Annotated in this window: 11 protein-coding genes; 9 read left to right on the top strand and 2 right to left on the bottom strand. The window is 41.5% G+C overall.

What is annotated here, in order from left to right:
- Positions 1-224: 224 nt before the first annotated feature.
- From ACTHJT_RS07690 to ACTHJT_RS07665, 6 genes are all read left to right on the top strand, one after another.
- Entirely contained in the window at positions 225-791 is a 567-nt protein-coding gene (locus ACTHJT_RS07690) for an Ezrin/radixin/moesin family protein (RefSeq protein WP_440237421.1), read from the top strand.
- Between the two features lie 135 nt (positions 792-926).
- Positions 927-2,204 (top strand): DUF2130 domain-containing protein, encoded by a 1,278-nt coding sequence (locus ACTHJT_RS07685; protein WP_440237420.1) that lies wholly within the window; start codon positions 927-929, stop codon positions 2,202-2,204.
- 142 nt (positions 2,205-2,346) lie between these two features.
- Positions 2,347-4,071: a single-stranded-DNA-specific exonuclease RecJ gene (recJ, locus tag ACTHJT_RS07680; RefSeq protein ID WP_440237419.1), complete on the top strand. Its 1,725-nt coding sequence runs from the start codon at positions 2,347-2,349 to the stop codon at positions 4,069-4,071.
- A gap of 3 nt (positions 4,072-4,074) precedes the next feature.
- Positions 4,075-4,812: an LPS export ABC transporter ATP-binding protein gene (gene lptB / locus ACTHJT_RS07675; protein ID WP_440237418.1), complete on the top strand. Its 738-nt coding sequence runs from the start codon at positions 4,075-4,077 to the stop codon at positions 4,810-4,812.
- A gap of 15 nt (positions 4,813-4,827) precedes the next feature.
- Positions 4,828-6,342: a GH3 auxin-responsive promoter family protein gene (locus tag ACTHJT_RS07670; protein WP_440237417.1), complete on the top strand. Its 1,515-nt coding sequence runs from the start codon at positions 4,828-4,830 to the stop codon at positions 6,340-6,342.
- A 198-nt stretch (positions 6,343-6,540) separates the two neighbouring features.
- Positions 6,541-7,476, top strand: coding sequence for an NAD(P)H-dependent flavin oxidoreductase (locus tag ACTHJT_RS07665; protein ID WP_440237416.1), 936 nt, complete (start codon positions 6,541-6,543; stop codon positions 7,474-7,476).
- Here the strand turns inward: ACTHJT_RS07665 and ACTHJT_RS07660 are convergent, their stop codons facing one another.
- Positions 7,477-8,310, bottom strand: coding sequence for a hypothetical protein (locus ACTHJT_RS07660; RefSeq protein ID WP_440237415.1), 834 nt, complete (start codon positions 8,308-8,310; stop codon positions 7,477-7,479).
- Between the two features lie 295 nt (positions 8,311-8,605).
- On the opposite strand from ACTHJT_RS07660, the gene ACTHJT_RS07655 reads away from it, so the two are divergent.
- On the top strand, positions 8,606-9,460 hold the full coding sequence (locus ACTHJT_RS07655) for a protein-glutamine glutaminase family protein (protein ID WP_440237414.1): 855 nt from the start codon (positions 8,606-8,608) through the stop codon (positions 9,458-9,460).
- Between the two features lie 9 nt (positions 9,461-9,469).
- Here the strand turns inward: ACTHJT_RS07655 and ACTHJT_RS07650 are convergent, their stop codons facing one another.
- Positions 9,470-10,006: a hypothetical protein gene (locus tag ACTHJT_RS07650; protein WP_440237413.1), complete on the bottom strand. Its 537-nt coding sequence runs from the start codon at positions 10,004-10,006 to the stop codon at positions 9,470-9,472.
- Between the two features lie 347 nt (positions 10,007-10,353).
- Here ACTHJT_RS07650 and ACTHJT_RS07645 point away from each other — a divergent pair, with 347 nt between their 5' ends.
- Together ACTHJT_RS07645 and ACTHJT_RS07640 are read left to right on the top strand one after the other, a co-directional pair.
- Positions 10,354-12,687 (top strand): efflux RND transporter permease subunit, encoded by a 2,334-nt coding sequence (locus tag ACTHJT_RS07645; RefSeq protein ID WP_440237412.1) that lies wholly within the window; start codon positions 10,354-10,356, stop codon positions 12,685-12,687.
- 4 nt (positions 12,688-12,691) lie between these two features.
- Positions 12,692-13,407 (top strand): class I tRNA ligase family protein (locus tag ACTHJT_RS07640; protein ID WP_440237411.1); only part of this gene is annotated, 716 nt, incomplete at its 3' end.

Raw genomic sequence — 13,407 nt, 5'->3', positions numbered from 1 at the left:
GGAGTTTGATGCCTGGGTGGATCCGAAGCTGATGATTTAAAGAATCGAGCCGCTGTAAGTGATTGATTAATAGTGCCGTTTTTTATTCAACAAAGCAGCACTGGTCTGCGTAAACAACCGTTATAATGATTTCAGCCGCAGACACCTGCTTTTCCATGCAGTAAAAGGCTTTTCTTTATCAAATAAAAATTTTAATTTACACCATACAATTATCAGACATCCTTATGAAAAAAATATTTTTATCAGTTGCGTTGATCATGGCCATAGTTGCTTCATCGTTTGCACAAATGACGAAAGAAGAAGAGAAAGAATGGGCGCATAAAATCAAATCGTTAACACCTGCTACATACAAGCAGCTGGTTGAAGAAAAGAGTGCTCTTGAAGCGGCCAACTTAAAGCTGAAACAGGAAAATGATGTATTGAAAGCTCAGGTATCGGATTTGAATACAAAACTAAAAGAAGCACAAGCGGCACAGGAAGCAAGAAAACAGGAAGCGGCAACGCAGGCTCCGGCAAATACGATGGCTGCTAAAGGTGTTGTGTACAAAGTACAGATTGGTGCTTTTAAAAATAAAGACCTGAGTAAATATTTTGATAATAATAAAAACTTCAGCGGTGAAGTAGATGCTGATGGTACAAAGAAATATACCTTAGGTTCATTTCCTACGTACTGGGAGGCAGATAACTTCAAAAAATATTTACGTGAAATGGGTGTAAGCGATGCCTGGGTTGTTGCATACAAAGATGGTCAGCGTGTTGAATTAAAAGATGCGCTGGAAGGCACATTGTAAACGATACAAATGCTATTTTTAGCAAAGGCAACAGATACCTGTTGCCTTTGTTTTTTACGAATACTTTGAAAGAAATCAAGGCTGTTTCTCTCTAAACTTTTTTGTATTTTTAATAATCCATTCTCCAATTTAATTATGAGTAGCATTAACCAAATCACCTGTCCGAATTGCGGCCATCATTTTCATGCTGAGCAAGCCTTGGCCAAACAAATTGAAGCCGAAGTAATGGTTCGTGTGCAGAAAGATGCGGATGAACGTAAAAAGCAATTGGATGAAGCTGAACTGAAACTGCGGAACCTGCAGAAAAATCTTGTGGCTGAAAAAGCACAGATGGAAGAAACCATGAAAGCAAACATGGCCAGGGAAAAAAGTATTCTGGAACAGCAGCTGCGCAAGCAATTGAGCGACCAGATCAACGAGCAGGTGGCGAAGGAAAATGCTACTATGCTTGAAAGCATGCGCGCAGATTTAGAGAAAAAGAACAAGGAAAACCAGGAACTGAAGATCAAAGAGGTGGAGCTGATGCGTGCAGAACAAAAGCTGAAAGATGTGGAGCAGGACATGAAGCTGAACTTTGAGAAACAGCTACTGGAACAGAAAAAGACAATGGCTGAAGAAATTCAGAAGCAGGCCGACGAACAAAACCTTGCAAAAAACAGGGAGAAAGATGCGCAGCTGGATCAGCTCCGCAGGCAGATTGATGAAATGAAACGTAAGGCTGAACAAGGTTCCATGCAATTACAGGGCGAAGCACAGGAATTATTTCTGGAAGATCTGCTGAAGACAGCTTTTCCATTTGACCTGATTGAAGAAGTAGGTAAAGGAGTACGCGGCGCAGATATTATTCAAACGGTGCGGAACAACCAGGGACGGGATTGCGGTACCATTATTTATGAAGCAAAAAACACCAAAGCATTCAGTGAAGGCTGGATCGATAAATTGAAAAGTGATCTGCGCAGCCAGAAAGCAAGTCTGGCTGTGTTAGTAACCAGTGTCATGCCGAAGGAAATGACCACCTTTGGCATAAAAGATGGCATCTGGATCTGTACGTTTGAACAGATCAAAGGCTTGTCGCATGTACTGCGCGATGGATTGATCAAAGTAACAGAAGCCAAAGGCGCGGAAGAGAACAGAGGTGAAAAAATGCAGATGCTGTATTCGTATTTAACCGGGCATGAATTCCGCCAGCAGGTAGAAGCAATTGTGGAAGCATTCTCAAGCATGCAGTCTGCTCTGCATAAGGAAAAGATTGCCATGAATAAAATCTGGAAAGAGCGCGAAAAGCAAATTGACAAAGTAATTGAAAGCACGGTTGGCATGTACGGCTCCATTCGCGGCATAGCCGGTAACGCCGTAGGCGAGATCAAAGCGCTGGAACTGGACAACGATGATGAGCTGCTGCTGGAAGAGTAGAGGCTTTGCTAAATTCCAAAAAACAAAAATCAAATTACAAACTTAACCCTCCAGGGATTTTAAACCCTTGGAGGGTTTCGAAGAAATAAATATTGAATCCAAGCATTAGGCTTTAAGTCTTTCGCATTAAGCATAAAACACATTGATTACACAAATAAAACGCTGGATCGAAAAAAAAATTCCGGATACTGAAAAGGCTGCAGCGCTTACCCAGGCATTAAATGTTAATCCATACATTGCTGCTATGCTTGTGCAGCGCGGTATCCAGACGTTTGATGAGGCGAAGTCATTTTTCAGACCGTTATTATCTGAATTGCATGATCCTTTTTTGATGCGCGACATGGACAAAGCTGTTGCCCGTATCATGCGGGCATTTGCTGCGAATGAACGCATCCTGATCTATGGCGATTATGATGTAGACGGAACAACATCAGTAGCTGTTTTTTATGGATTCCTTCAGAAGTATTATACCAATATTGAATACTATATCCCGGATCGTTACAAAGAAGGATATGGTGTATCGAAAGCAGGCGTCGAGTATGCGCGCGATACCAAAGCGGGGTTGATCATCAGTCTTGATTGCGGTATCCGTTCGGTGGAAATGGTTGCGCTGGCTGCTTCATACGGCATCGATTTTATCATCTGCGATCACCATAATCCGGGTGACGTGTTGCCTGAAGCTGCGGCTATATTAGATCCCAAGCAGCCGGCTTGTCCGTACCCATATAAAGAACTTTCGGGCTGCGGCGTTGGCTTTAAATTACTGCAGGCGTTATGCAGCTATGCTGGTTATTCAACGGAGTTGTTGTTTGAGCAGATGGATTTATTGGCCGTTAGTATCTGTTCGGATATTGTGCCGATCACGGGCGAGAACAGGATCTTCACCTATTACGGCATCCGTAAATTAAATGAAGCACCGCGGCCAGGTATTCAGGCAATTATTGATGTAGCAGGTTTGAAGAAAAATATCGATGTGAATACCATTGTGTTTACGATTGGTCCGCGCATCAATGCTGCCGGTCGTATAGACCATGCATTCGCAGCTGTAGAATTACTGCTGGCTACGAATAAAACAGAAGCCGCAAATTTTGCTGAGAATATCAATGATCATAATCTTGTACGTAAAGAATTTGATGAGACGATTACCGGCGAAGCGATCGAAATGATCCGCAGCAGTGTGCATGCTGAGACAGCGTGTTCAACAGTCTTGTATAAAGAAGACTGGCATAAGGGCGTGATTGGCATTGTTGCATCAAGATGCATTGAACAATATCATCGCCCAACGATTATCCTGACACAGTCGAATGGTAAAGTTGCCGGTTCGGCACGTTCCGTACCGGATTATGATCTGTACGAAGCCATCGATAAATGTTCGGATTTATTGATTCAGTTCGGCGGACATAAATATGCAGCGGGCTTAACCATGGAAGAAAAAAACATTGAAGCATTCCGGATTAAGTTTGAAGAAGTGGTTTCGTCGACCATTCAAAAAGAGCAATTGATCCCGATGATTTCCATTGACCTTGAATTGCCTTTGAATCAAATTGATGCAAAATTTTTAAATATCGTGAAGCAAATGGGGCCTTTTGGTCCGCAAAACATGCAGCCGATCTTTGTTTCACGTAATGTTTTTGATGACGGAACAGGCAGAATCTTAAAAGACAAGCACCTTAAATTGAACATTCGTCAGCAAGATTCTGTAACTTACCCTGCAATAGGCTGGCAAATGCATGCGTTTTACGATCGCATAAAAAACAGGGAACCATTTGACATTTGCTATTCTCTGGAAGAGAATGAATTCAATGGTAAGAAAACAATTCAGTTACTGGTGCGTGATATTCAATTTATCTCAGACAGAAAAAACTAACGTATGATACTTGGAGCAGACAATCTGATTAAAAAATATAAAAGCCGTTTGGTTGTAAACGACGTATCGGTGAATGTGAAGCAAGGTGAAATTGTAGGTTTGCTTGGTCCGAACGGAGCGGGTAAAACAACAAGCTTCTATATGATCGTAGGTTTGGTGAAACCAAACACAGGCAGAGTATATCTGGATGATGAAGACATTACTGACTTGCCGATGTACCAGCGGGCGCGCAAAGGCCTGGGTTACCTGGCACAGGAGGCATCCGTATTCAGGGAGTTGAGTGTTGAAGACAATATCGGTTCAGTGCTTGAAATGACTGACATGCCAAAGGCACAGCAAAAAGAAAAGGTAGAATCGTTGATGGAAGAATTTTCATTGACGCATGTGCGTAAAAATTTAGGCAAGGTATTGTCGGGCGGCGAACGCAGAAGAACCGAGATTGCGCGTGCACTGGCAGTGGATCCGAAGTTTGTGTTACTGGATGAACCCTTTGCAGGTGTTGACCCGATTGCTGTAGAAGAGATACAAACCATTGTGGCAAGACTGAAAAATAAAAACATCGGCATTTTGATAACCGATCACAACGTAAACGAAACACTTTCCATTACAGACAGGGCGTATCTGTTGTTTGAAGGAAAGATTTTACGTTCGGGCACGGCAGAAGAACTGGCCGAAGATGAAACCGTGCGACGCGTATATCTGGGGCAACATTTTCAGTTCCGCAGAAAAGTATTATTATAGTATTTTACAATCTGAATGGTTCCTGCTTTTAATTTTGTAATCAAACAATTCATGAAACAACGGATGGCAAACATCCGTGGGTTTATGGAACATCCTGTTGAGACACAAGAGGCATTGCTGAAACAGCTGTTGCAGCAGGCATCCTCAACGGTGTGGGGCAAAGAGTATGATTACAAAAATATCAGATCGATAAAACAGTTTGCAGAAAACGTACCGGTTTCTACCTATGAAAATTTTTATCCCTGGATTGAGCGCTGTTTAAAAGGCGAGCAGCAGGTCTTGTGGCATTCTGATATTCACTGGTTCTCCAAATCTTCGGGCACAACCAATGCCAAAAGCAAATTCATTCCTGTTTCAAAAGAATCGTTAAAGGATTGCCATTATAAAGGCGGCATGGATCTGCTGACCATGTATTTCAACAATGTTCCTGAAAGTAAATTGTTTCAGGGAAAAGCATTGGCAGTCGGCGGCTCCTGCATTCCGAATCCATTCCGATCCGATTCACAGATCGGAGATATCTCTGCTGTAATCATGACGAATCTGCCTGGTTGGGCACAATATGCACGTACACCTTCCATCAAAACAGCTTTGATGAATGAATGGGAAGCGAAGATTGAAAAGCTTGCGGAAGAATGTTTGCGGGAACGTGTAACGAATTTATCCGGTGTACCAACCTGGACCGTGTTGCTGCTGGAATATATGCTGGAGAAAAGCGGTAAGGAAAACATGCTGGAGATCTGGCCACATTTCGAATGCTTCTTTCACGGCGCAGTATCTTTTCACCCGTATAGATCCATCTTTCAGAAGTTCTTTCCGTCTTCAGATGTGCATTACATGGAAACATACAATGCATCCGAAGGATTCTTTGCTGTGCAGGATGATTTGAGCAGAGACGATTTGCTGCTTTATCTGGATCACGGGATTTATTATGAATTCATTCCGATTGATGAGATTGATGAACCATTCCCGCAGACAATCACACTCGACCAGGTGCAGCTGAACGAAGCCTATGCGTTGGTAATTTCTACCAACAGCGGCCTGTGGCGATATAACGTAGGTGATGTGATCCGTTTCACATCCATTGCCCCATACAGAATAAAAATTACGGGGCGCACCAAACATTACATCAATGTATTCGGCGAAGAGCTGATGGTAGAGAATGCAGAGATGGCTGTTGCAAAGGCTTGTGAACAGACGAATGCGGTACTTGCGAACTTTACGGCTGGTCCGGTTTACTTTAATGATGTAAACAAAGGCGGCCATGAGTGGATCATTGAATTTGAAACAGAGCCTGCAGATAAAGACCAGTTTGCCCGGTTTCTGGATCAGTTTTTAAAAGAGCTGAATTCAGATTACGAAGCAAAACGCCACAAAGACATGGCACTGCTGTTACCGAAAGTACACTTTGTACCGGAGGGCACTTTTTATAAATGGCTTAAGCTGAAAGGCAAGCTGGGCGGGCAGCACAAAGTGCCGCGCTTGTCCAATACGAGGGAATACATCGACGAGATAATGACGAAGTGTTTGTAAGGGGGAAGTAATCACAAACGAAACCTATAAGGTTTGCAAATCATAAGTTCAGTTCTCAAAATAATAGAGGTGGCAATGGTAACAGACGATGTTATAATTCTCAAAACCTTATAGGTTTGATCTTACACGGACATTTCATCAACCACTTGTCCGCTCCATTTGTTATTTGTATTTTGTTATTTGGAATTTGACCGACCTATGCAAACCACGATTACACAACTCTTCAACACTCAATATCCCATTATACAGGCCGGCATGGTCTGGTGCAGTGGCTGGCGTCTGGCAGCAGCGGTGAGCAATGCCGGTGGACTGGGTTTGATTGGCGCAGGCTCCATGTCTGCTGATTTGTTGCGCGAGCATATCCAAAAATGCAAGGCCGCTACCGATAAACCCTTTGGGGTAAATCTGCCTTTGCTGTATACGCATATCGATCAACAAATACAGGTGTTGCTGGATGAAAAGATCAGAATCGTTTTTACTTCTGCGGGTAATCCTGTTACCTATACTTCGAAATTAAAAGCAGCAGGCATGACAGTCGTGCATGTTGTATCAAGTACGAAGTTCGCGCTAAAAGCACAGCAGGCAGGTGTTGATGCCGTTGTTGCAGAAGGCTTCGAAGCAGGTGGGCACAATGGTCGCGAAGAAACCACAACGATGTGTTTAATACCTGCTGTGGCAGCAGCTGTGAACATTCCCGTTATTGCAGCCGGCGGCATTGGTTCGGGAAGAGCAATGCTCGCGGCCTTTGCTTTGGGAGCATCAGGTGTACAGGTAGGTTCCGCTTTTGCAGTAAGTGCCGAATCTTCCGCGCATGAACTGTTTAAAAAGCGTGTGATTGAAACAACCGAAGGTGATACTATTCTGACCCTGAAAAAACTTACGCCGGTACGCCTGATCAAAAATGCATTTTACGAACAGGTGCAACAGGCCGAAGCAGCCTGCGCTTCGGCAGAAGAATTAAAGACTATACTTAGCAAAGGCCGTTCGAAGAAAGGCATCTTTGAAGGAGATCTCAACGAAGGAGAACTGGAGATCGGGCAGGTGAGCGCGCAGTTAAGCAGTATTAAATCTGCAGCAGAAATTGTGAAAGATATAATGAATGAATTTGAAGCGGTTAAGAAAAAAATACAATGACTAATTTTTGAGAACAGCAGATCTGATTTTTGCCAGCCAGCCATTTTCCGTTTCAATATTTTCACAGGTTTTTTTATAGGCATCAAGAAAATTAACAAGATCCAACGGCAATGAACCGCCAATACGAGGGTTGAGTTCAAAAATTTTGGGCACTCCGTTTACAACTTTAAAATTAAAACAACCCACACCACTGAATTGAATAGCGCTGAGAATATGTTCAAATACATCAGCATATAAAGTCTCGGTAGGATTAATCTGCGCAGTTGTAAAGGCCGGGCTTTGCGAACCTTTGATATATAAGGTATTGGGAAATTTGAAGTGCAACGTAAAATGATAGACCATTTTATTCTTATCAAAAATAAAGTGCGTGGTGTATTCATCTTCACCGGAGATGTATTTCTGTTTAAAATATGCCGGATCATTCACAAAATGCAACAACTCCAGTTCTTTTTCTGCAGAGTCGATGATATATGAATTTTCGCCCCATTGATCGATACTCTTCTTCAGTATATAAGGAAAGCTTTTCGTTTCATTCAGCATTTCAGGAACAAACCTGCTAAAACCATTTGCAATTAAATAATTGTTAAAGGCACTTTTATCATTACAGAAACGCACAAGTTTATTTGAAGGAATTAAAAAATTATTTGAGCGGTTATAATATTTATTTAAGGTGACAATGTCTTTTTCAAAAAGCGGAAGAACAAGGTCAAACACCTTAATCCGCGGGAGCTTATCAAAATCAGCATAGACAAAATTGTAATACGAACGGTCGAAATGCTGCTGTGAACACTTCACTTTCCAATCGTCTTTATCACTGCACAGGATGTTTAACATATTTGATAAAAATTAACAGTTCGCTGATGAATTTTGGGGCGGAGAAAATTGAATATGCTTATTCAAAGATAACAAAAATATTTTCTCAGTTATATTTAATCACGCTATCATACAAATTATGCAAACTTAAAATTTAATACTTTGTTAAAGTTTCTTTATTAAGGCTTTTATTTGATGGGAATGATGTATTTTTATAATAACACTTGTTGTTGCAATCCGGCAGCAACATTTTCTTTCTGTAATTATTTCAACGTATAAGAAACATCCGCTGCTTACAGACGGCAAGGCTACTATCGTGAGTACCTATACCGCATCCATTCTGTTCGAACAGATTCAGAATGCGGGGATTCCTTTCGGATATCAGCAGGCCAATTGTCATAACATTGCACATTATATTTCTTTGCTGGCAGAATCGCAGGGCATTATCCTGGCGAAGATCTGGGCATTTACTCCGGGCATTTATACATCTCACGGCAGCGGAATCATTTCGTTCATTGATCAAAACCGTTTGTCGCCTACCGGTAAGATTGATTGGGTGTATCATGTGGCCCCGGTGTTACTGGTTGAAGAGAAGGGAATTCTCACAAAGATGGCTATTGATCCTGTGCTTTTTCCAAACGGGCCGGTGCCTTATAAAATATGGCTTGCGAAAATAAAAACCCGCAAACTTATTTACTTGATTATGGATGCAGAATGGTATCTGTTCAATACATCACATGCACAGCAATCGCAGCTGGAGTTTTTTGATGAATCAACCGATGAACCCGTTCGTCCGAATATTGTCTTTCCATCTTGGTTTGCGAATAAATGCGTGACCGACTTTTTTAAATACGAAGATGATAGCAAACTGAATTGCTGGCTGGAGAAAGGCCTGGCAATAAACGATACGGCATCGTTATTTTATGAAAATGAAATCAAACCAATACTCGAAGATCCCTACCAGACCGACTTGCTGAAGGATTACAGGGATCTGGTAGGTAATGTATTGAATTTTGAAGCTGTTTTCCGCGATTATGTATACAATTACGAAATGAATGAAGACTTTTATCAGCGACACTGGCTCATCATCGAAAAGTACAGAAATATTTTTAACATGCACGTTGAAAAGTGGCAGACAAAAGTAACGCAGCTGAACCTGCTGCAATTCTAGTCACATTAATTATTTTCTTCTTTTGATTCTTCTGCTGATGGTATCTGTCATGCGCACTTTGCCCATATAGATTTCCTGAGGCTCGGCAACTTCTCCTTTCAGGAATTGAATGGTATCTTTATCGGGCTCAAGTGCAGTCGTATCTTCGGGTATTGGTACAGCCACTGTATCCCCCATTATCTGTTCATTGCAATCAGGATCCTGTACGGATGGTTCTCCAAGCGTTGTTTGCTTTTTAACACAGCTGCTTAACCATAGAAATGAACTTGCCAATACAATTGCAACGGAGCGGAAAACAGGAATGGTATTGAAGCGTGTCCGGATACCCGTCTTTACAGGTACTTGTAAAGGCCTGTCAACTTGAGACGTTAAAAACCGTCCGCATGTTTTTTGATCTTTATATGCAGTGAAATAATTTTTAATTTCTGCATCACTCATCTTACTGAAGTCGACAACAACCTTTTCGCAGGAAGAACAAAATTTTCCCTGGCCTTCAGGGTGCATTTTTTGCCAATCGGCATCACAGGGGCTTGCAATATGTATCATAAAAACGGGGCGATAAAACTATGGAGGTAACGTACAGATTCCGGTTTAAAGTATTTGAAACGCAAGTATTTAAAGTTTGCTTAACGATTGCAGAAACAGAATGGATGCAGCCATTGGGAATAATGTGTTTTCCTGCATGAAAGCCAAAATCCTTACATTTATCACAATATTCAGATTATCAATAATTTAAATAATAAATACTTGACTCTTTTTCAATACAGATATCAGCAAATTTGCTTAAATTAGCCACCTTATTTGAAAAGCAGAATATGTGGGCAAAGTTAGGTAGTTTTATAATTAAGTTTCGATTAGTATTATTAATTGTAACAGGTTCAATCACAGGCTTTATGGCGTATAAGGCTTCCAAGATTGAAATCACGTACGATTTTTTAAAGGTTGTTCCTCAGGACGACCCGGACATGGTTTATTTTAATGAGTTTTATAAAATGTTTGGTGAAGACGGTAACATCATGGTTATTGGTGTGCAGGATGCCAAGCTTTTTAAACTTGAAAACTTCAATAAGTTTTATGACCTGTGTTATGCGATCCAGCAGGTAGAAGGCGTAAACGATGCGATCTCTTTGCCGACAGTGAAAATGCTGACAAAGGATACTATCAATTCAAAGCTGGATGTGAAGCCTGTGTTCACGCATAAACCGGCAACACAGCAGGAACTGGATGATATGCTGCAGCTCGCAAACGATCAGCTGTTTTATAAAGGATTGATCGTGAATCCAAACACCAATGCAGCATTGATTGCGGTTTCCATTGATGCAAAGTATCTGAACTCCAACAACCGTCAGAAAGTTGTAACAAACATTTTAAACCTTGCAGCGAAATTTAAAGAAGAGACTGCGGTTGAAACACATTTTGCCGGGCTTCCATATGTACGTACCATCATGGTGCGCGACGTACAGGCGGAGTTCAAGTTCTTCCTGATTCTTTCCATCATTGTTACTTCACTGATCCTGTATTTCTTCTTTAGAAATTTATACGCAGTATTCTTCACCTTCCTGGTAATCATTGTTACTGTTGTATGGACGATGGGTACAATCGTACTACTGGGTTATAAAATCACCTTACTGACAGGTATGCTACCGGCACTGATCATTGTGATCGGGATTCCGAACTGTATTTACATGTATAACAAATACCACCAGGAATATCGCAAACACGGCAATAAAATTAAAGCCATCAGCAGGATTGTACAAAAGATCGGCTTCCTGACTTTCATGACCAACATGAATACTGCTGTCGGTTTCCTTGTGTTATACTTCACCAACATCATCATCATTAAAGAATTCGGTTTGGTTGCAGGTTTGATCAGTGCGGCAACATTTGTGATCTCACTCGTTGTTATTCCAACCTTGTTGTGTTACCTCCCAGCTCCGAATGACAAACAACTGAAGCACCTTGACCTGCGCTTCCTGAGACGTGTAAACAACATGCTGCAATATGTAGTGCTGCGTTACCGTTCGGTTGTATATATTGTGACTGCTTTATTGATCGCTATTTCAATTGTGGGGATCTACCGCATTCAGGTGGTTTCATACATGGTGGATGATCTTCCGAAAAGCAGTGGTGTTAAAAGTGACCTCGCTTTCTTCGAACAGCATTTCAAAGGTGTAATGCCGCTGGAAATTGTTGTGGATCTTGGCAAGAAGAAAGGTATCCGGATTCCATCAAACATGAAAAAACTGGATGAACTGGAATCTTACTTAAAATCACTGAACAACGTTTCACCGCCGCTATCTGTATTGAATATCGTGAAGGGTGCACGCCAGGCTTATTACAATGGTTTACCTGATTTCTATGAAGTGCCAAGCAAGCAAGAGATGGTTTCGCTTTCATCCTTCATGAAAACGAATGATGCAAAAGAAGATAAGCTTATGCGTTCGTTTGTTGACTCTACAGGCCGCTATGTACGCTTTACCTGTAAGGTTGCCGATATCGGCACAGAGAAAATGAAAGAGTTGGTTGAAAACAATATACGTCCGAAAACAAAAGAAATCTTCCCGGATAGCACACAGCAGGTACATATTACCGGTACAACCTTATTGTTCTTAAAAGGAAATCAATACCTGATCGATGACCTTTCAGAATCGCTTGTGTGGGCCTTTGCACTGATCTCATTGATGATGGCGTTCATCTTTACAAATCCGAAGATCATTCTGATTTCCTTAATCCCGAATATGATTCCTATTATCATGACTGCCGGCATCATGGGCTTATTCAATATTCCATTGAAACCAAGTACCGCTTTGATCTTTGGTATTTCATTTGGTATTTCAATCGACAGTACAATCCACTACCTGAGTAAATTCAAGCAGGAGCTGAAACACTACCATGGCAGCGTAATGCAGGCCGTTGTAAAATCACTGGAGGAAGAAGGTGTGAGTATGATCTATACATCAATCGTATTGTTCTGCGGATTCCTGATATTCTCATTCTCTGATTTCGGCGGAACAATTGCATTGGGTGTATTAACATCATTAACCTTGTTCTTCGCCATGTTTACCAACCTGATTGTATTGCCGGCATTGCTGCTTACATTCAGCAAAGGAGAAAAAATTAACCTGTATCCGATCATTAAGGATAAACACGAAAAGGTACACACTGAAGATGATGATATGGAAATCGACCTTCAGCGCTTAGAAATTAAAACACCAAGAAACGACTAATACCGTGAAGTATAGCGAAAAGAAAACCGAGCTGTCTGAAGTAGGGAAAGAAATACAGCAGTTCTGGAACGATAAAAAAATCTTTGAAAAATCAGTAGATACAAGGGCAGGCAAACCAACGTTTACGTTTTATGAAGGTCCGCCTTCAGCCAACGGTACGCCTGGTATACACCATGTAATGGGCCGTACGGTGAAAGATATTTTCTGCCGTTTTAAAACCATGCAGGGTTTCCAGGTGAAACGTAAAGGTGGTTGGGACACACACGGCTTACCAGTAGAATTACAGGTTGAAAAAGAACTCGGTATTACCAAAGAAGATATCGGTAAAAAAATCACCGTTGAGCAATACAATCAGAAATGCCGTGAGGCAGTAATGAAATACAAATCGCAGTGGGACGACCTTACTGTGAAGATGGGCTATTGGGTTGATCTGCAGAAGCCATACATCACATTCGACAATAATTATATTGAATCGATCTGGCACCTGTTAAAAGAATTTCACCAGAAAAAGCTTTTATACAAAGGCTATACCATACAACCATACTCTCCGGCTGCAGGAACAGGTTTGAGCTCACACGAGCTGAACCAGCCGGGCACGTATAAAGATGTAAAGGATACAACCATTGTTGCGCAGTTCAAGGTAAAGTCTAATCCAAAAATTGACATTGCAACTTTTAAAGGCGATACCTTCTTCCTTGCCTGGACGACAACTCCATGGAC

Source organism: Cytophaga sp., from assembly GCF_051961495.1.
Taxonomy (GTDB): Bacteria; Bacteroidota; Bacteroidia; order Cytophagales; family Cytophagaceae; genus Cytophaga.
The sequence above is the reverse complement of the archived record's forward strand: the minus strand, read 5'-3'. Positions and strand labels throughout refer to the sequence as shown.